The organism is Robertmurraya sp. FSL R5-0851, assembly GCF_038002965.1.
GTDB classification, from domain to species: domain Bacteria; phylum Bacillota; class Bacilli; order Bacillales; family Cytobacillaceae; genus Robertmurraya_A; species Robertmurraya_A beringensis.
Genome location: NZ_JBBOOE010000001.1, coordinates 2,811,351 through 2,830,393 on the forward strand (window position 1 = coordinate 2,811,351; position 19,043 = coordinate 2,830,393).

The window sequence follows — 19,043 nt, forward strand, 5'->3', positions numbered from 1 at the left end:
CTAGATAAAGGGGAAGCAGTGGTTGATTATTGTGTCACCCACTTAATGAAACTTATATGAAAAATCGATCTATAAACGGGCTATTTTTAAGTTGGAGAAATGTGGTTTTTGTTTTAATTATTTTAGCAATTTTTATTTTCCTAAAAAATACTGCACTGTTTGAAGCAATCGTTGAGGGTGACTTACAGAAGATAAAAACATTTGTTGGAAACAATCGAATTAGTATTTTGCTGTTTTCAACATTTTTCATGCTTATTCAAAACACGTTCACGCTCATCCCACTACTAGTAGTAATAACCATTAATATCACCTTTTTTGGCTTTATATTAGGTTTTTTATGGAGCTGGTTAACAAGTATTTTTGCTGCCATCATTATCTTCTTTCTTGTTCGCAATTTATTTCAAAGCTGGCTTCTTAGCAAGGTAGATGAAAAGCTAGTCGAAAAAGTTGAAAATAAAGGATTCCTTTATGTTTTTGAGGCTAGAATATTTCCTTTTGTCCCCACTAGTTTGGTGAATATTTTAGCCGGGGTCAGTTCCATTAAGTTTTCTAGCTTTTTTTTCGGAACTCTATTTGGTAACTTTATTTACTTTTTCGTTTTAGCACTTATTCCTGCCGGTTTTTTATCCTCCTCTATTAATGAATATATAATTGGAGGAGTATTCCTCCTTGTTCTCATCTTTTATTATATTTACAGCAAAATAAGAGCTACAAAAAAAACTCCTTCTAAAATAGAGGAATAAAAATAATCCTAGTTTTACTTCTAGGATTATTCCTGTGTTCTGAAAATTAACAAACTTCACATAACAAAAATATTTATGTACAAAACTACCTTTGTCTGTAGTATGATTGGACAATATAATTACAACGAGGGGGATTACCTTGCAACACGACATAAAAGAAAAAAGAAACAATCGTGGAATCCTACTTATCAGTTGCCCTGATAGACCAGGCATCGTTTCGAAGGTTTCAACTACATTATTTAACCATGACTGCAATATTATCGATTCAAACCAACATTCAACTGACCCAGAAGCCGGTCATTTTTTCTTACGGATCGAATTCGAATGTTCAGATTTAGAACATAAAAAATCATCTATAGAAAAATCATTCCAACTTCTATCCGAAATATTTGACATGAAGTATTCCTTTAATTATGGAAATGAATCACAAAACTTAGCCATTTTTGTTTCAAAGGAGAATCACTGTCTCCTCGAATTATTACTAGAATGGCAACGTGGGGATTTGCTAGGCGATATTAAATTAGTTATTGGAAACCATGAGGATTTAAAAGAATATGTTGAGAATGTTAACATTCCTTTTTACTATTTACCAATTACTCGTGAAACAAAAGAAGAAGTTGAAAAGAAGCAATTGGAACTCTTAAAAGAGTATGAAATAGATACCATTGTTTTAGCAAGATACATGCAAATTTTGTCTCCCTCATTTATCGAGCATTATCCATGCCAAATAATTAATATTCACCACTCTTTCCTACCTGCCTTTGTCGGAGCGAATCCTTATAAGCGTGCTTATGAAAGAGGAGTTAAATTAATTGGTGCAACAGCCCATTATGTAACTGATGATCTAGACGAAGGACCAATTATTGAACAAGATATCGAACGTGTCAAACATCATCACGAACTGTCTGACTTAAAGAAAATTGGAAGTCAAGTTGAAAGGAAGGTACTATTAAAGGCGGTAAAATGGCATAATAGCCATAGAATCATTCCGTTTGGAAACAAAACCATCGTCTTTGACTAATACACTTCACCAAAACACCGGCAAATATCTACATATACCGGTGTTTTTTCTTTTATTCACAAATGGATTTTCTGCCTTTAAACTCCGTTATTATTATCGCATAAAATGGGCATTCGTCTTGGCAAGCCGCTGTTCCGTTCTTACTTTCAAGATCGCCGTTTGCTGTTGTTTGTTTATTAATCTAGATGCTTTCTTATTAATAATGATTGAATTCCCGACTTTAAAATAAACAATTGAATTTAAATAATCAAATTTTACAATGTCTTCTATATGTACTAGCGACATCCATATACAGTGGTCACTAGCAGGAGATTGAGTTGGAAACCAGTACATGTTTAGTGGTGCACTAATAACAATTGGGACCATGTGATAGTTACCTAATACTGCTTTGGCTCCATTTATCGCCCCTTCTAAAGTAAATCCATAGTATTTCATGGTTTCCTCTAATATTCTCTTAGGAGATTTCGAAACCAAAAAGGATTCCTTTCCTTCCTGAACCATTGTACGTACATGATCGTTTGAATCAATTTCAGGTTTCATATACAGTGTTTCACTTGTTAAGATATAACTATCAATCATCTTCATCAAGTACTCCTCCTACAGTCTCATCTATTACAAAGATATTTTATAGAAATATTATCCATAACAGGTTAGTACTCATCAATAGTTGGTTCAATAGTTAAAAAATTCGCCTTAATTAATGTTACATTTCCTAACATAGCTAATTTGACAAAAATAAATTAATCATTATAATATACTTTTTTCCTAATACTAAATTACCATTTACTTCGTCTTTGCCCGTAAAAGAATGGATCACTTAACTTGAGGAATAGGATTTGAGCAATTCACAAAACGTTCATATTTTCTTTTTTTGATTTTTTAGTGATATTACTCACAAGGATTACAAAGTAGATTTTTACCTATAATAATGGTAGTATCAATGGAAGAATAGGAAGTGAATACATATGATAAAAATTGAAATCCCTAACCCAGATGTCGTAATTACTAGGAAACGACAAGTTGGAGAGCCAGTTGAAGCAGTAATAAGCAGCGAATATGGTTTTACCGATTATCACAAAATTCCAAGAGATAAAGGCGGAATCATCCTTTTCTTTAATGCAAGCGATGATTTAATGTTTGTTGGTAAGGCACGGAAGCTTCGCCCAAGAGTGAAAAAGCATTTTGAAGACCAAGTTTCTCCTATCAAGAAACATCGAGATGAAGTATACAAAATTGCTGTTATCACTGTTGAAGATGCGATGGAAAGAGAAATTTATGAAACATATATTATCAATACATTGCAGGCTAAATATAATATTGATAAAGTTTTCTTTAAGTAAACTAAAGAAATAAAAACCCCTTCAAATTGTTGAAGGGGTTTTTTTACTCCAGTTCTTCTTTGCTATTTTTCTTTTTTACAAAGCGATAGGCTAAATAGGCAATGTAAAGTGGAGTTGCTATGTAGATTAAATATGGAAATTGTTTATATGTACCTTTATAGATTACAAATAACAAACACCCGATAAAGAGTGTAACAATCGTCCCATATTTTGGTAAAGGAATTTCCTTAAAACTTGGAATTCTAATCCTGCTTACCATTAAGAAACATAATCCAGTAAATACAACGGTTGTTATTACATTCGGTATAAAATTACCAAATAGCGTTAATAAGGCCAATATCCCACCTGCTGCGGTGATTGGTACACCAATAAAATAGTTCAAGCTAGATTTCGTGCTACTTATATTAAATCTGGCTAGCCGATAAGCACCAAACAGAGGGAATAAACCAGCAACCATAATCCCTAACTTACCAAGTTGATTTAAGTATGTATAATACACTAAAAATGATGGAGCGACTCCAAACGTAACGATATCTGCTAGTGAATCTAACTCTTTTCCGAGTGAACTATCTGCCTTAAGCATCCTCGCCAAGCGCCCATCCATGCTATCCAACATCATACCAATCAGTATTAAAATGGCCGCATTATTATATTCACCTTCTGCAGCAAAACCGATGGATAAAAAGCCGCAAAATAAATTTCCTAATGTAAACATATTAGGAATACTTTTTGTAAATCGCACTAGCTCTTCAACCTCCTCGTGAGCCTTTAATATTCTTTCCCAACCTATTATACCATTTTCTTCATCCAATCCTAGCGGCTACAACAGAAAATGCCTAACCACCCTATAGGTTAGGCATTTTACAAACAAGGATATTTACTCAATTGTGAATTGAATTGACGAGCTATAGACATTTCCTGTCCTTGGTGTCATCCAAGCATTTAACGTATATTTCCCTCTACTTAATTCAACATCTTTTACGTAAATGTCATAAGATAGTTGTTCCCCTGGAGAGAGTACCTCTTTTCCTATCACTTGTAGGAAGGAGCTGACACTAGAAAATAAGAACACTTCTTCCCCATTTGAGTTCACTATTGAATAATCAAACCTTTGAGAAGAAGTAAAATCAAGAGTAATTTCCTTGCCTGTTTCATTTTTCACACGGTATTGAAACTCTAGAGGACTAGCTTCTATAAGTTTTGATACCACGTCTCCCTGTACTGTATCCATATTTTCCTCCTCTCTACCCGATGATACTACCGGTTCTACTTCTCTTTCAGCACTACACCCATCTAAGATAAAAATGGCCAATATGAACACCAAGATTTTTTTCATGTATACACCTCATTTGTAATCCTTTTACCCTTATTAGTCGTCTTAATGAGTATTGAAGTTACAAACTAACACCGTGTAGGAACAAAATTATCTGTAGTTCGATTCTATTTATTCCTCTTCCTTTTTTTTAAAAAACATGGTACTTTTACTGATAGAGTTATCTTGAAATTATATTAGTACTTTTTTACTATTTTTGTATGTAGGATGAACAGGAGAACACTCATTGAAAAAAAATTTGGTTATTGTCTATATCTTTTTTTGTTTGATTTATATTTTAGCTTCTATTTATATAACTGGTGGTGTTACTTCTAATAAGTTTTCACACCTTTTAAAAGATATTCTATTCGTTATTTTTAATTTGTTCTTTTTCTTTTTAATCGTTAAGAAAAGCCCTAAATTAAAAACGGTAGAAAAAGAAGAACAGCAATTATCTACATTGATTAACTCAATGGTAGACTTTGTATGTTTTAAAGATGGAGAAGGACGTTGGTTAAAAACCAATAGCTTTGGACTTGAACTTTTTCAATTAGAACATGTTGATTATAAAGGAAAAACAGACACAGAGTTAGCTGAATATAGTGAGTTTTACCGTGATGCTCTCATATATTGTGAAGAATATTCTGACCGCGTTGCCTGGGAAAGCCGAACCGTTACTAGATGCGAAGAAGTTATCCCTCTTCCAAATGGAGGCACGAAAACATTTGACACCATTAAACATCCATTGTTTTATGAAGATGGCTCAAGAAAAGGACTAGTAGTTATTGGACGAGATATTACAGAAAAAAAGCTGGCTGAAGAAAGATTAGTACGTTCAGAAAAACTATCTGTTATCGGAGAACTAGCCGCTAGTGTTGCTCATGAAATACGAAACCCACTTACTTCACTTAAGGGCTTTGTTCAATATATCCGTCCAGCTGACCGAAAAAACGACAGATATTACGAAATTATGCTCAGTGAACTAGAAAGAATTAATGATATTGTTAGTGAACTTTTACTTTTAGCAAAGCCACAAAAAGTAAAATTTTCAAAAACTGATGTTAGTAATACCATTGAACATGTTATTTCCTTATTAGAAACGCAAGCGAAGATGGTGAATGTAACTATTAATTTTTATAAAGTTCACACTCCCGCCATCAATTGTGAAGAAAATCAAATCAAACAATTGCTCATCAATATCATTAAAAATGCTATTGAAGCGTCAAGAAACGGTGGTACAGTCGACGTTTTTCTTGATGTAAATTTAGATGGGATGACAGTTATCCGTGTGGTTGATAATGGAGAAGGAATACCTGAGCAAATGAAAAAACGTCTGGGTGAGCCTTTTTATAGTTCAAAAGAAAATGGAACAGGTCTAGGATTAACCGTTAGCTTTAAGATCATTGAGCAACATGGCGGAGATATTACCTACAACAGTGAACCTAATAAAGGAACAACTGCAACCATTCTTTTACCCAGTTATTCTTCCCAGATAGAAAATGTTCTGTCATTGTAGTATATTTTCTAACATCTCATCTCAAACTAAATTTGAGCATGAATCATGCTCAAAACTTGTGCTGGGAGTGGATAGCCTTGAGTAGAAACAAGCTATTGGTACCTGGGTCAGAAAATGCACTGAATCAGATGAAAGAAGAAATTGCCAATGAGTTTGGAGTTCAACTTGGTGCAGATACAACCGCACGCGCAAACGGCTCTGTTGGAGGAGAAATGACTAAACGCCTCATCCAAATGGCTGAGCAACAATTACGGTCTTAAACAAAGAGAGGCTCAGGGAAATTATCCTTGAGCTTCTCTTTTTTATGTTATACAGAAACTTCAAGAATGTTATGATAGTACATAGTCACGCAAAAATTAGAAATAATAACTGTTATTGGAGCAGTTTGATATTCAGGAGGAACTGATGGAAAATTACCCACTTTTAGAAGTTGAAAAGCTTGCATTAAAAAAAGTGAAAACATATAAACAAAGCATCCTTCGTTATCTCTTGCGTAGTATGCTTGCAAGCATGTTCATCGGGTTTGGAGTAATTGTTGCTTTTAAAACAGGTGGATATTTTTACAATGAGCATTCCCCTGTTGCGTATCCAATGGCAGCTTTTACATTCGGAGCAGCTATTATCCTAATTGCCTATGGTGGGGGGGATTTATTTACAGGTAATACCTTTTATTTCACCTACACAGCACTAAGGAAAAAGATGAGTTGGAAACATGTTTGGACACTTTGGGGGTTAAGTTATATAGGAAATATTCTAGGTGCAACAGCATTTTCTTTATTAATTTATGTGACAGGATTATTTGCGGAGACTTCTGTAAATAGTTTTTTATTAAGTGTAGTTGAGAAAAAAATGCATGTCCCAACAATGGAACTTTTCTTTAGAGCTATTCTTTGTAACTGGCTTGTTTGTCTAGCTTTCTTTATTCCTATGGGAATGAAAGAGAATGGTGCCAAGCTATTCGTCATGATATTATTTGTTTTTTGCTTCTTTATCTCTGGATATGAGCACAGTATTGCCAATATGTGTACGTTCGCAATCGCACTTGTCCTAAACCATCCTGGAACGATCTCTTTTGCAGGAGTGATTCATAATCTCATCCCTGTTACCATTGGCAATCTTATTGGGGGGAGTATCCTCATGGGGGCCATGTATTATTACGTTAACCTTCCTTTTCTCGATGACGTTGAGCATTAATAATAAGAAAATCCCCTACTATTTGAATAGGAGTTATTTGATATGACACATTATTTAACTGTTGCATCAGAATTAATACTAGGTTTTTTCATGCTATTTATATTAGTAAAGGCGCTTGGGAAAACTCAACTATCACAAATCACACCGTTTGATTTTATTTCCGCTCTTATCCTAGGTGAATTAATTGGCAATGCCGTTTATGACCATGAAACAACCTGGGTGGAAATCGTATTCAGCACGATTGTTTGGGGTGGTTTAATTTATGGAGTCGAGATTATCACTCAGAAATTCAAAAAGACGAGAAAAGCACTTGAAGGTGAACCTAATATCGTTATTCATAATGGTTTTATAAAATATGAAACGCTAAAAAAGGCCAAACTCGATATAAATCAATTGCAAAGTTTAGTTAGGCAACAAGGATATTTTTCACTGCAGGAAGTTCAGTATGCAATCCTTGAGACGAATGGAAGTATTAGTGTTTTACCGAAATCCCCAAATAGGCCACCCACTTTAGATGATTTAAACATCCAAGCTGAGGAAGCATCAATTCCCACGACGTTAATTCTTGATGGAGAAGTACTGTATGGGAATCTCAAAGAAGCGGGACTAAGTGGGTAGTGTCAAAAGATTTATGAAAACTACCTAAAGGGTTAGTTTCTCTCCTATTTACTGGATGGAGATGCGCCGCAATCGCTCTTGACAAACACGCCAATGGTTTGAGGATTGTTTAACAAGGGCGAAGGGAACAAAAGAAGGCATACCAAATAAGCCCTTGGTTGTTTCCATTTTAAACCATTGGCAAGTTCGGTTTGTCAAGAGTTCGCTCCGCCGATTGCTGAATTAGCTTAAGGGCTCAGCTAAACAAAAAGTTAGGCTTGTCTTTGCTCTACTATCCATTGTTGTGCTAATCCAATGAGCTTTGTCCAACGTGCTGGCATTGTTGGAAGCCCCTTGAGTTCTGGATTCACTACGGGCACTTTTCCTTCTAAGGCGGCATGCGGACGCAAAAAGTTAAAGTAGGCCGTAAATAAGGTGACGTATGAAATGGAACCATGTTCAGAGCCGAATCCATGAGTGGAGCGATAATTGCCCTTAAAGGTGCGGTTAAGTCTCTCAATTATTTGTTTCAGTGGTCTATATTCGGTCGAAACAGGGTCCTCATTGGTTAATCCAATGACCTGCTTCACATCGAATGAAATCCCATGTTGAGCGAAGAAATGTTGGGCTAAAAGATAGATTGGATTCCCGTCTACCACAAAGGTCAGATTTTCTGGAATCTCTTTCATCTTGATTAAGACCTCATCAATTGCTCGAATGGCTGTTGCTGTGTCTCGATTAGGCGACACCGGATACGAAAGAATAATCTTTTTCACGGCGTCAAAAAAGAAAAATAAATAATGCCATCGACCGTTTACTCTGATATACGTTTCATCACCGCAGAATTGGTCTGAAAGTTCATAGGGATAGTGATCCACATAAGGTTTAAGTAATAAAGCTACGCTATTTTCGTAGTTCAATACAGTCTGATGTGAAATCATCACTCCGTGTACGTCCTGCATAATCGCAGCTGTTTTACGGGCCGAAAGGCCATAGTTTACATGATAGGTTAGGATCAATCCTAATGTATGTGGGGATGCATAAATCTTTGATAAGTCCACGGCCGGCAGTTCTGGTGATTCCTTGGATAACGGCTGGAAATCGATATAAAACTGACGGAAAATGTATCTCAATTTAAATGCTTGAGGGTCCTTTTTGAACCTTTTCTTTTCTTTTGAAGTCATCCCATTGAGCTTCTTTTGATAATAAAAACAGTCATTGTTCTTGCACTTAAACACGTGAAAATCTTTTCTTTCTTTTATTTTCTCGAGAGTCTTGGAACAATGAGGACACTTCAGGATGGCCTCCTTAGAGTAACGGTTCTTTTCACTGAAAAGTTCTGTACACACCTTGCATTGATACTGACCTTTATCTCCATTGTTGGCATAAAGATAATCCGATGGAGCACCACACTTTGGACAGTTCATGGCTTTAGGTACGGAAACTTTTGCATTCTTACGCCTTTGAACAGGTTTAAGTGGTTTCCCGTTCTTCTCTAGATATTCACTAAGAAGAACTCGATAATCAAGCTGTTCCAGAACTTCAATGACCGGAAGGTCGTCCACTTGAAGTTTTCGATATGGTTTATTTACGGGCTGTTCAGTAGGCTTATCAAACATACTCTTACCAATCAATAAAGTAAGCAATGTTCGAATGAGTTGTTCTTGATAGTTTATAAAAGTTAATAAATAGGTTATAATTTGAGGGTACAAATTGTCACTTCCTTTTCTAGGTTGTTGAGAGTGTCGTAACCTCAATTATCCTTAGAATTCAGGGGGTGGCAATTTTTTTGCTTATAAAGCCCTCTTAGATAGGATTTAATAACCTATTTACTATAAAAGTTTTGACAATACGACTAAGTGAACAGTGGTTGAAAAATGAATTATCTAAACAAAACTTTCATACTTATGACGAGGTTTTATATTCTGAGTGGAAAAAAAATCAGGAACTCTTTATCTTACCGTATCAATAAATCAGGCTAAAGGAGCCTGGTTTTTATTTTGTTCACCCCCTATTTTATGTAATCGTTTTCCTCTAAATATGAATGAATTATGACACCATGTCACAAAATTGTCGAAATTTACAACGGATAAAGATATATTAAAAAACCCTTGATATATCAACATTTCTCCTCACTTTTCCACCCTAACATTATTTTCCTTACTATTTTTGTCACAAATCAATCTTCTTTAACATGTTATTATCATCTACATAGTGGTAATTAGGAAGTAGTATAGATTTTCACCTTAAGAATTATAGACAAAATGCCAATTGTGAAAAAACGAACATTTTGTTATACAAAAATATCTTTTTGTGGTAAACTCTAATTTTCCTTGTGAAACAAAACACAAACCTGATGTTATATAAGAAGGAGATGAAACAATTGAAGTTGAAAATGCTATTTCTATCCCTTGTAACAGCCGTACCATTATTATTTTTAAGCGGTTGTGAAATGGTTGTATTTCAGCCTCAAGGACCAGTAGCTAGAAGTATCATGGAGTTAATTAATTGGTCTTTAATGTGGATGCTTTTAGTCGTAGTTGTCGTATTTGGTTTATTTGGCTATATTGTTTGGAAATATAGAGAAAAGCCAGAAAACATGGGTTATGAGCCCCCAGAAGAACACGGTAGTACCGTATTAGAAATCGTCTGGACAGCTATACCTATTTTAATCGTTATCGCTTTAACGATTCCAACGGTTACAACATTGTATGACTTAGAAGATGTTCCTGCAGGATATGAGGAGAAAGAACCGATCGTTATTCACGTCACGTCTGCAGACTGGAAATGGATATTCTCATATCCAGAAGAAGGAATTGAAACAATTAACTACGTGAACATTCCAGAAGATACTCCTATATTGTTTAAATTAACATCGGCAGGAACAATGCAATCTTTCTGGGTGCCAGCTTTAGGTGGACAAAAATACTCAATGAATAAAATGGAAACGGAACTTTATTTAGTTGCTGACAATCCTGGTTCATATATGGGTAGAAACACAAACTTCAACGGACGCGGATACGCTCAAATGGAATTTGAAGTACTTTCTCAGACCGATGAAGAGTATGATGCATGGGTAAAAGAAGTTAAAGAAACAGCTCCTGAGCTTACAGAAGAGAAGTACATGGAACTACTGAAACCAACACATCTTGGTCGTTTAACTTATTCCAACACGCACTTAGCTTGGATTAACCACGCGGATCACGATTCTGAGCTGGTGACTGACCCTGAAGACTATCGTTACCATGGGTATCAAGGAAAGATTTTTGACCAGGAAGAAGAAAATTCTAATGAAAAAGAGACTACTGATGTAGAAAATAATAAAGAAGACCATGGAGGTGACCATAGTGGGCATTAAGTGGGATGAAATTCTGATTACGGGAGATCCAATTATCCTAGGTTCACAGATTGCTATTTTATTAACTTCTCTAGGAATTATTGGTGGTATTACGTATCTAAAAAAATGGAACTGGCTATGGCGTGAATGGATTACTACCGTTGACCATAAACGTATTGGAATCATGTATATCGTAGCCGCTGTACTTATGTTCTTCCGTGGCGGTATGGATGGACTAATGATGAAAGCTCAAACATCTCGTCCAGAAATGAGCTTTCTAGACGCACAGCATTATAATGAAGTATTTACTGCTCATGGTGTTATCATGATTTTATTTATGGCTATGCCATTCTTAATCGGTTTAATGAACGTTGTTATTCCGCTTCAAATAGGAGCAAGAGACGTAGCGTTCCCTCAACTGAATGCATTAAGTTTCTGGTTATTTTTCAGCGGTGCGATGCTGTTTAATATCGCATTCGTTGTTGGTGGTGCCCCAGATGCAGGATGGACTTCTTACTTCCCTCTTGCAGGTAAAGAATTCAGCCCAGGAATCGGGAATAACTACTATGCTATATCATTGCAGATTGCTGGTCTAGGAACTTTGATGACTGGTATTAACTTTATCGTAACGATTTTAAAAATGCGTACAAAAGGCATGACATTAATGAGAATGCCTATGTTCACATGGACAACGCTAATCACTTCCGTTATTATCGTAGCCGCATTCCCAATTTTTACGGTTGCACTTGCGTTAATGACATTTGACCGCTTGTACGGTACACACTTCTTTACAGTAGCTGCTGGTGGATCTGACATGCTTTGGGCTAACTTGTTCTGGCTATGGGGACACCCTGAAGTATATATTGTTATCCTCCCTGCTTTCGGGATGTTTTCTGAGATTATTTCGACATTTTCTCGCAAACAGCTTTACGGTTACAAATCGATGGTTGTTTCAATCGTTGCCATCGCTGTGCTAAGTATGCTTGTATGGGTTCACCATTTCTACACAATGGGTTCTGGCGCTTTAGTCAACTCATTCTTCTCTATTACAACAATGATGATTGCCGTTCCGACGGGTGTTAAAATGTTTAACTGGTTGTTTACAATGCGTAAAGGTCGAATTAAGATGACTACGGCTATGCTTTGGTCCTTAGCCTTTGTTCCAAACTTTGTTATTGGTGGAGTAACAGGTGTAATGCTTGCGATGGGTGCTGCTGATTATCAGTACCATAATACTTTATTCTTAGTTGCTCACTTCCACTATGTATTAATTCCAGGTGTTGTTTTTGCGGTATTTGCTGGACTTTACTACTGGTGGCCAAAAATGTTTGGTTTCATGTTAAACGAAAAATTAGGAAAATGGCATTTCTGGTTATTTGTAATCGGATTTAACGTAACGTTCATGCCTATGTTCTTCCTAGGTCTAAATGGAGCTGTTAGACGTGCTTATACCTTCTCTGCTGAGTCAGGATTTGCACCTCTATTCTTATTATCTGCAATTGGATCAGTTATCTTAGCAGCAGGTTTCGCAGTGTTCTGCTACAATATTTATTGGAGCATTCGTTATGCCGATCGTAACATTTCAAGTGACCCATGGGATGCTAGAACACTCGAATGGGCAACAGCTTCACCTGTTCAACACTATAACTTTGCTAAACTACCAGAAGTAAAATCTTTAGATGTATTCTGGTATATGAAAAAGAACAATGAAGGTCTTACATTAAAAGACGAAGAAATAGAAGAAATTCATATGCCAAGTAACTCTGGTCTACCTTTCTTAATGTGCGTTGCTTTCGGAATTGTTGGATTCTTCCTCATATTCGAATGGCATCTATTAGCTGCAATTTCTGCTGTACTGATTATTGCTGGGTTGATTTATCGTTCATTCGATTACAATGATGGTTATCACATCCATAAAGACGAAATTAAAAAGACAGAAAGTGCTTGGAGAAAAATGGAAGGTAAGGTGAATAATCATGTCAGCTAATGTGAACACTTCCCTCCCATTAGAATATCAAACAGAACAAAGCCGTATGAATATTTTGGGGTTCTGGATATTCCTCGGGGCCGAGATTGTACTATTTGCTACACTTTTTAGTGTTTACGGTGTGCTTTACAAGAATTACGCAGGTGGCCCAACTCATCAAGATATTTTTATGATGAAAGAAGTAATGATTCAGACGGTTCTTCTTTTAACAAGTAGTTTTACGATGGGTGTTGCTATTTGGGAAATGCGCCGCAACAATAAGAAGGGATTAATTGGTTGGTTTATTTTAACCCTACTATTAGGCGCAGGATTCCTATTCATGGAGATTAATGAGTTTATTCACTATGTTCATGAAGGTGCAACGATGCAAACAAGTGCCTTTCTTTCTAGCTTGTTTGTTCTTTTAGGAACACATGGTGCTCACGTTACCTTCGGGATTTTCTGGGCAACGATGGTTATCATTCAAATTGCCAAGCGTGGATTAACACCTGTTACTGCTAGAAAGACGTTTATCATTGGTCTTTACTGGCACTTCCTTGATGTTGTTTGGATCTTTATCTTCACGTTTGTTTATTTAAAAGGGATGGTGTTATAGATGGAAAAAAGTACAGAACGTTTTCCGCTAGCTCACGTCTTTGGATTCGTAATGTCACTAGTACTCACATTCGTTGCTGCCTGGGTCGCACTAGAGATGAACTTGTCCTTTACGATTGTCATGTGGATTATTGGAACACTGGCTGTCATTCAAGCTGGTCTTCAATTGTTCATGTTTATGCATATGACTGAAGGAGAAGATGGCAAAGTAAATATCATTAATATTGCTTTTATGGTATTCTGTGCTGTTGTTATTGTCGTTGGTTCAATCTGGGTATTAACATCAGGGCATGCTGCTCATTAATAAAAATAAAAAAATCCGGCATTTAAGCCGGATTTTTTTATTTGCGTACTTCCCCCATCAAGGAAATAAATAAACCAAAACCGAACACCAACATGGATGAAGCCATAATACTAATGCTAATAGATAGTGTATAACTCATTGTGATACCGCTTTCAAAAAAGCTGTATAAAAACAATAATGCCCCCATTACTAAACCAAATTTAGCAATTGTACTAATTGGACCTAACGCTCTACGTTGCATCTCATTCATATTATTTCATCCCCTTTATTTATATTTTAATAAAGTTCACAAATTTGTCAAATATTTTTTGAAAATTAGACACATTTCCGGCTTGTCTTACTTAAAATTTTATTATTTTGAATGTTTTTACCCTCCACTCGCATAAGATGTACAAGTTATCCCCTTGGGACAATTCTAGTGAGTGGAGTGATTATGTGATTTATATAAGTTATATCGTTCTTGGCTTAACACTGGCTGCCCCAATTGGGCCAGTAAATGCAGCAAGATTAGATTAAGGTTTAAAAAATGGATTTTGGCATTCATGGGCTGTTGGAGCTGGATCGATGATTGCAGATGGAATATTTATGTTAACCGTCTATATGGGGATTGTACATTTTCTTGACAATCCATTAATCCAGATTTTTTTATGGCTTTTTGGAGGATTTATTCTAATTTACAGTGGAATTGAAAGTATTGTGACTGCTAACAAGTTCACCTTTGACTATCAGCGCAAAAACGAATCCATTGTTCGTTGCTTTTTGATAGGGTTTATCATGTCTATATCAAGCCCTCTCTCTATTTTGTTTTGGCTTGGTATTTACGGATCGGTCCTGGCAAAAACAGCATCAAGCTTCGGGACAACTGATTTACTTCTGTATAGTTCCATGATATTTCTCGGACTTGCTCTATGGGATGTATTTGTTGCTGGTCTTACTAGCCTTTTTCGGAAGTGGCTTAGTTTGAAGTACATCATTCTTACCTCAATCCTCTCAGGCGTATCATTATTAGGTTTCGGTCTTTATTTTGCGTTCCAAGGAATAAAGGTATTATTTTTTCAGGGGTAACTTCATATGATTTCATAATGAGGACTCAAAGGAAGATAACCAGAAGAAATGGTGGTGAATCATTTGAATTTTCCTCCTATTTTATCCGGTCCCATTTTGAGAAGAGTGGATGAATTTCAAATTACCGTATGGGTAGCAACTTCTAAAAACTATGACATTACGGCAAGCCTTTATATCACTGATCAAAATCATAAAATCCTTCCCATTTCAGTAAAGAACCACAAACTACCCTTAGGAAAACAACTTTATATACACTTAATAACCATCAATCCATTGAAGAAGGTCTTCCCCACCGATCAATTATTAAGCTATAATTTATTGTTTTCAACGGGGAACCATTCATTTGACTTACAACAGCTAGGATATCTTGATCATAATAGTATTTCTAGAATCGTTTATTCGTCTTTGAAATACCCTTCCTTTTATATATCAAGTACGAAATCCTCCTCCTTCTTGTATGGCTCATGCAGAAAAATACATGGCAAGGGTGATGACTGCCTTCAATTCGGAGATCAACTACTGGAAAAACACCAGTTAGATCATACGAAACGACCCTCAGCACTATTTTTATTGGGTGACCAAATTTATGCAGATGATGTTTCAGAACTCATCTTCCCATTTATACGTAAAACCGCAGAGGCACTGTTTGGATATGAGGAAGACTTATCTTCTATTGATGTGCGAATAACAAAATACAAGGATAGAAAACAGATTTCTAAATATTTATGTAAATTCACGTCAAGAAAATCTAATAATCACTTATTTACCTTTGGAGAATATGCAACCATGTATTTGTTAAGCTTCGGGCCGGCACTCTGGAAGGACATTTTGCCTCAATTAAGTAACAACTCCGGTCATACAGACATTATAAATTTTGCAAACTCTACATTCTCAACTCAAAGACTGCTAGCAAATATACCAACGTATATGATATTTGATGACCACGATATTACCGATGATTGGAATATAACGAAAAAATGGAAAGAAAATGTGGAGAACTCACCACTTGGAAAACATGTCCTTGCCAATGCATTTACAGCCTACTTCGCCTTCCAAGGCTGGGGAAATGACCCCTCACGTTTTTCAAGTGAATTCCTCCATTCTTTAACAGAATATGTAAATACTTACCCCTCAAACAAACACACTTATAAAAGTTGGATCAACTCCATGTTTGGTTTTGGACCTTGGACATACATAGCACCTACTAAACCAAAAGTGTTATGTCTAGACACGCGCACAAGCCGGGAATGGAGTTATAGTAAGAATCAGTCAAGTAGCTGGATACCTCCTTCTACATCAGGACCTGAACTAGTCAATGAAAAGGGTTGGACTTTTGCTACAAACAAATTATTTAAAAGTGGTTGGCAGAAGAACGATCCATTAGTCATCGTTTCTCCTGCTCCTCTGTATGGAATTGAAGTAATCGAATCTTTCCTTGAAAAGTTTATTTCTCCGTTAAGAAATAGAGGGATACCTGTGACTACTTCCTTTGATTTAGAGGCATGGAGAATGAATGGGAAAGGCGTGTATCATTTTTATGAAGTACTTATGAAATTGAGTCCATGTGAAATAACCATTCTATCAGGAGATGCTCATATGGCATCTGCGATAGAAGTATGGACACAATTCGGCGGTAAACAAGAGAAAATCAAACTACTGCAACTTACAAGCAGCCCATTAAAAAATGAAACCTTTAGAGGCGTTTCTGGATTATCACTAAAAGCTGCCATTGTTCTTTATACCATTTTTCAAACAGAAGACCGAATTATCCGTATTTGTGACGAAAAGCAAAATTTCCATTACAACACAATTGCTAAAACCCATGCAGTGACGTTAGCTGAAAGTATCCATTACCAATATGTAAATAAAAATAGTATTATAGAGTTATCCAATAATCTAGGCTTAGTATCTTTTTCAACAGGGCAAACCTATCACCAACTTTTAACAAAAAAGGATGAAGCATAAACGCTTCATCCTTTTTTGGACTATAGAGGAAGTAACTCAATCATTTCTCTTTTCTTCAGATCTTCTACCATTTGGACCCACTGAATAGGCTTATTTGATAAGACACTGTAATAAGTCGTAATAAAATCAACCACTAACTCTGAAGAAATTTCTTCGAGTTGATCATCTATTGGCATAAAGCATAAATCAAGACCGGCTACCGCTTCTCCATCATTTTTCCACGATGGGTGTACATAAGTAAAGTCTAATTTTTTGTATCCAAGATGGGAAAGTACTTCCCTTCTAACAAACGGATCCATTGCTTTTACTCCGCCAAATTCGAAATCACCACGCTGATAAGGATCATAGATCTCTGCAAACATTCCGAAAAGTTCTTTTCCATTTTCTTTCGCTAATTCAGTTAAGTCCTTTAAACGGTTTTGAGCAAGAAAGCGTCCTAAGCTAAGACCTTGGCGACCAATAATTGTAAAGTCTGTCATAGCAATGTTCCAGTTCGGATAGTAACGATATTCTGTTGAGCCCACCACATCACCGTTATGTACGGCAACAAACACACGAATACTCGGATCTTCTAGTGGCTCTTTCCATAATTCAAACTCTAAAACCTCTTCAGGTGGGAAAACCTCCTTCATTAACTCATGCATTTTAACAAATAAAGGATCTTCAATGCTCGTAATACGAATGTAATCCATTACTGTCACTCCTTGTAAAAAATTTATTTCCAGTCAGTATAAAGATCTATTCTACGATCACGCCATGTCGTCACTGAACCCTTTTCCCTCACTTCATATAGAAGGTCTAAATCAAGGTCAGCGGTAACGATCATGTCATCATTTATTTCTCCCTGAACCATTATGCCTTGTGGTGGAAATGGAACATCATTCGGTGTGATAACAACTGCTTGACCAAAATTGCCACGCATAAAGTCAACTGTCGGCAAGGATCCAACTGTTCCAGTTAGGACAACATAGATTTGATTTTCAATGGCTCTTGCATGGCTCGTATAGCGTACACGATGAAAACCGTGACGGTCGTCTGTACATGACGGGCAGAAAATTACATCAGCCCCTTTAGCTTTTGCCATTCGAACGATCTCAGGAAACTCAATGTCATAGCAAGTAAGCATCGCAATTCTACCTTTGTCTGTATCAAATACACGAAGTCCATCCCCTGCAGACATATTCCATTCTTCCACTTCAGTAGGTGTAATATGAAGCTTTGCCTGTTCTTCTACTCGACCATCAGGGTAAAACAAGTGAGCAACATTATAGAGCTTACCTTGCCTTTCTAATACATGTGTTCCCCCGATTATATGCATTCTGGTCTCTGAGGCAAAATTCTTGAATAATTCTAGATATTTTTCTGTAAACTTTGGCAAGTCATTTATGGATAAAGCTTTCCCACTCTCATCACCGATAGATAATAGTTGGGTTGTAAAAAATTCAGGAAAGAGTATAAAGTCTGAACCAAATTCCTGAGCTGTTTTTATGTAGTGCTCACACTGAGCAGCAAAATCATCAAATGATGAAATCGTATGTAGGTGATATTGAACAGCAGATACCCTATATTTCAAAAGGCAGCAGCTCCTTTACTGATTTTCTAACAATTAGTATGGACGATATTTTAGAAAATCACAACTTTCATGCTCTATATATTGTTATTATTTATTAATTGTAAAAAGCATCTTTACAGACCTTCATTTAAGTGCTAATTTATTAATAGTTTTATAAAGACAGTGTATACAAGAAAAACATAGGTGATTAGGAGTTTCGTAAAGAAGAAGAGGTGAATCTATGGACAGCCAAATCATTCGTTTTATTAGGGAAAGCTACAGCATGACCCAACGAGACTTTGCAAAACTTGTTAACTGTAGCTACTCACTTATCGCCTTAGTTGAACTAGGAAAACGCAATGTTACAAAAAATCTCGAAAAAAAGATTGCAGAGGCACTTGATCTCGATCAAAAGCAAATTGAATCCATATCACTAATTGTAAAAGAAATGGGTAACGGTCTTCCTCCATTTATGTAATACACAAAATAAACAGTGGCTTCCAAAAAAGAAGCCAC

The 19,043-nt window shown here is 36.2% G+C and carries 19 protein-coding genes and 2 pseudogenes; 14 read left to right on the plus strand and 7 right to left on the minus strand.

All coding sequences use genetic code 11. From position 1 onward, the window contains the following. The first annotated feature begins 56 nt into the window (after positions 1-56). Both MKX65_RS14420 and purU read left to right on the plus strand, forming a co-directional pair. Entirely contained in the window at positions 57-743 is a 687-nt protein-coding gene (locus MKX65_RS14420) for a TVP38/TMEM64 family protein (RefSeq protein ID WP_340904168.1), read from the plus strand. Positions 744-876: 133 nt separating this feature from the next. Beyond that, the gene (gene purU / locus MKX65_RS14425; protein WP_445677953.1) at positions 877-1,764 is read left to right on the plus strand and encodes a formyltetrahydrofolate deformylase; all 888 of its coding nucleotides are present in this window, start codon (positions 877-879) and stop codon (positions 1,762-1,764) included. 93 nt (positions 1,765-1,857) lie between these two features. On the opposite strand, the gene MKX65_RS14430 is transcribed toward purU, so the two are convergent. Further along, positions 1,858-2,349 (minus strand): competence protein ComK, encoded by a 492-nt coding sequence (locus MKX65_RS14430; protein ID WP_340904171.1) that lies wholly within the window; start codon positions 2,347-2,349, stop codon positions 1,858-1,860. A gap of 380 nt (positions 2,350-2,729) precedes the next feature. Here MKX65_RS14430 and MKX65_RS14435 point away from each other — a divergent pair, with 380 nt between their 5' ends. Next, positions 2,730-3,104, plus strand: a complete 375-nt coding sequence (locus MKX65_RS14435) for a nucleotide excision repair endonuclease (RefSeq protein ID WP_160548640.1) — start codon at positions 2,730-2,732, stop codon at positions 3,102-3,104. A 43-nt stretch (positions 3,105-3,147) separates the two neighbouring features. On the opposite strand, the gene pssA is transcribed toward MKX65_RS14435, so the two are convergent. Continuing rightward, positions 3,148-3,846, minus strand: coding sequence for a CDP-diacylglycerol--serine O-phosphatidyltransferase (gene pssA / locus MKX65_RS14440; RefSeq protein ID WP_340904173.1), 699 nt, complete (start codon positions 3,844-3,846; stop codon positions 3,148-3,150). A gap of 135 nt (positions 3,847-3,981) precedes the next feature. Next, positions 3,982-4,440, minus strand: coding sequence for a BsuPI-related putative proteinase inhibitor (locus MKX65_RS14445; RefSeq protein WP_160548639.1), 459 nt, complete (start codon positions 4,438-4,440; stop codon positions 3,982-3,984). 223 nt (positions 4,441-4,663) lie between these two features. Between MKX65_RS14445 and MKX65_RS14450 the strand changes: the two genes are divergently transcribed. The 4 genes and pseudogenes from MKX65_RS14450 to MKX65_RS14465 all read left to right on the plus strand — a co-directional run. Continuing rightward, the gene (locus MKX65_RS14450) at positions 4,664-5,932 is read left to right on the plus strand and encodes an ATP-binding protein (protein WP_340904174.1); all 1,269 of its coding nucleotides are present in this window, start codon (positions 4,664-4,666) and stop codon (positions 5,930-5,932) included. 77 nt (positions 5,933-6,009) lie between these two features. Further along, positions 6,010-6,192 (plus strand): alpha/beta-type small acid-soluble spore protein, encoded by a 183-nt coding sequence (locus tag MKX65_RS14455; RefSeq protein WP_119708747.1) that lies wholly within the window; start codon positions 6,010-6,012, stop codon positions 6,190-6,192. A 145-nt stretch (positions 6,193-6,337) separates the two neighbouring features. Further along, entirely contained in the window at positions 6,338-7,126 is a 789-nt protein-coding gene (locus tag MKX65_RS14460; RefSeq protein ID WP_340904175.1) for a formate/nitrite transporter family protein, read from the plus strand. 42 nt (positions 7,127-7,168) lie between these two features. Continuing rightward, a pseudogene (locus MKX65_RS14465) lies at positions 7,169-7,735 on the plus strand (DUF421 domain-containing protein); the annotation flags it as partial. A 260-nt stretch (positions 7,736-7,995) separates the two neighbouring features. On the opposite strand, the gene MKX65_RS14470 reads toward MKX65_RS14465, so the two are convergent. Further along, entirely contained in the window at positions 7,996-9,435 is a 1,440-nt protein-coding gene (locus MKX65_RS14470) for a DDE-type integrase/transposase/recombinase (RefSeq protein ID WP_340903366.1), read from the minus strand. A gap of 677 nt (positions 9,436-10,112) precedes the next feature. Between MKX65_RS14470 and qoxA the strand changes: the two genes are divergently transcribed. Genes qoxA through qoxD form a run of 4 tightly spaced genes read left to right on the plus strand, consistent with a single transcriptional unit; the run spans position 10,113 to position 13,945 of the window. Further along, positions 10,113-11,081, plus strand: coding sequence for a cytochrome aa3 quinol oxidase subunit II (gene qoxA, locus MKX65_RS14475; RefSeq protein ID WP_160548655.1), 969 nt, complete (start codon positions 10,113-10,115; stop codon positions 11,079-11,081). Then, on the plus strand, positions 11,071-13,047 hold the full coding sequence (gene qoxB / locus MKX65_RS14480) for a cytochrome aa3 quinol oxidase subunit I (RefSeq protein WP_340904179.1): 1,977 nt from the start codon (positions 11,071-11,073) through the stop codon (positions 13,045-13,047). Before qoxA ends, qoxB begins: the two co-directional genes overlap by 11 nt. Next, a complete protein-coding gene (qoxC, locus tag MKX65_RS14485; RefSeq protein ID WP_160548633.1) occupies positions 13,037-13,642 on the plus strand; it encodes a cytochrome aa3 quinol oxidase subunit III in 606 nt (201 codons plus the stop codon). Before qoxB ends, qoxC begins: the two co-directional genes overlap by 11 nt. Beyond that, positions 13,643-13,945 (plus strand): cytochrome aa3 quinol oxidase subunit IV, encoded by a 303-nt coding sequence (gene qoxD / locus MKX65_RS14490; RefSeq protein ID WP_160548632.1) that lies wholly within the window; start codon positions 13,643-13,645, stop codon positions 13,943-13,945. Between the two features lie 37 nt (positions 13,946-13,982). On the opposite strand, the gene MKX65_RS14495 is transcribed toward qoxD, so the two are convergent. After that, positions 13,983-14,195: a hypothetical protein gene (locus tag MKX65_RS14495; protein WP_340904182.1), complete on the minus strand. Its 213-nt coding sequence runs from the start codon at positions 14,193-14,195 to the stop codon at positions 13,983-13,985. A gap of 137 nt (positions 14,196-14,332) precedes the next feature. Here MKX65_RS14495 and MKX65_RS14500 point away from each other — a divergent pair. Both MKX65_RS14500 and MKX65_RS14505 read left to right on the plus strand, forming a co-directional pair. Then, positions 14,333-15,010: pseudogene (locus MKX65_RS14500) on the plus strand (LysE family translocator). Positions 15,011-15,064: 54 nt separating this feature from the next. Next, a complete protein-coding gene (locus MKX65_RS14505) occupies positions 15,065-16,975 on the plus strand; it encodes a hypothetical protein (RefSeq protein ID WP_340904184.1) in 1,911 nt (636 codons plus the stop codon). A 20-nt stretch (positions 16,976-16,995) separates the two neighbouring features. Here the strand turns inward: MKX65_RS14505 and MKX65_RS14510 are convergent, their stop codons facing one another. Then, the gene (locus MKX65_RS14510) at positions 16,996-17,667 is read right to left on the minus strand and encodes a GNAT family N-acetyltransferase (protein ID WP_340904186.1); all 672 of its coding nucleotides are present in this window, start codon (positions 17,665-17,667) and stop codon (positions 16,996-16,998) included. Positions 17,668-17,690: 23 nt separating this feature from the next. Next, complete coding sequence (locus MKX65_RS14515) at positions 17,691-18,548, minus strand: carbon-nitrogen hydrolase family protein (RefSeq protein ID WP_160548628.1); 858 nt, start codon at positions 18,546-18,548, stop codon at positions 17,691-17,693. Positions 18,549-18,768: 220 nt separating this feature from the next. On the opposite strand from MKX65_RS14515, the gene MKX65_RS14520 reads away from it, so the two are divergent. Continuing rightward, positions 18,769-19,005, plus strand: a complete 237-nt coding sequence (locus tag MKX65_RS14520; protein WP_160548627.1) for a helix-turn-helix domain-containing protein — start codon at positions 18,769-18,771, stop codon at positions 19,003-19,005. Positions 19,006-19,043 lie beyond the last annotated feature (38 nt).

Bases quoted from the DNA above. Each gene is read 5' to 3' on its own strand.
- MKX65_RS14420 (WP_340904168.1), top strand. From the start codon at position 57: ATGAAAAATCGATCTATAAACGGGCTATTTTTAAGTTGGAGAAATGTG.
- MKX65_RS14430 (WP_340904171.1), bottom strand. From the start codon at position 2,349: ATGAAGATGATTGATAGTTATATCTTAACAAGTGAAACACTGTATATG.
- MKX65_RS14435 (WP_160548640.1), top strand. From the start codon at position 2,730: ATGATAAAAATTGAAATCCCTAACCCAGATGTCGTAATTACTAGGAAA.
- MKX65_RS14445 (WP_160548639.1), bottom strand. From the start codon at position 4,440: ATGAAAAAAATCTTGGTGTTCATATTGGCCATTTTTATCTTAGATGGG.
- MKX65_RS14460 (WP_340904175.1), top strand. From the start codon at position 6,338: ATGGAAAATTACCCACTTTTAGAAGTTGAAAAGCTTGCATTAAAAAAA.
- qoxC (WP_160548633.1), top strand. From the start codon at position 13,037: ATGTCAGCTAATGTGAACACTTCCCTCCCATTAGAATATCAAACAGAA.
- qoxD (WP_160548632.1), top strand. From the start codon at position 13,643: ATGGAAAAAAGTACAGAACGTTTTCCGCTAGCTCACGTCTTTGGATTC.
- MKX65_RS14495 (WP_340904182.1), bottom strand. From the start codon at position 14,195: ATGAATGAGATGCAACGTAGAGCGTTAGGTCCAATTAGTACAATTGCT.
- MKX65_RS14510 (WP_340904186.1), bottom strand. From the start codon at position 17,667: ATGGATTACATTCGTATTACGAGCATTGAAGATCCTTTATTTGTTAAA.
- MKX65_RS14520 (WP_160548627.1), top strand. From the start codon at position 18,769: ATGGACAGCCAAATCATTCGTTTTATTAGGGAAAGCTACAGCATGACC.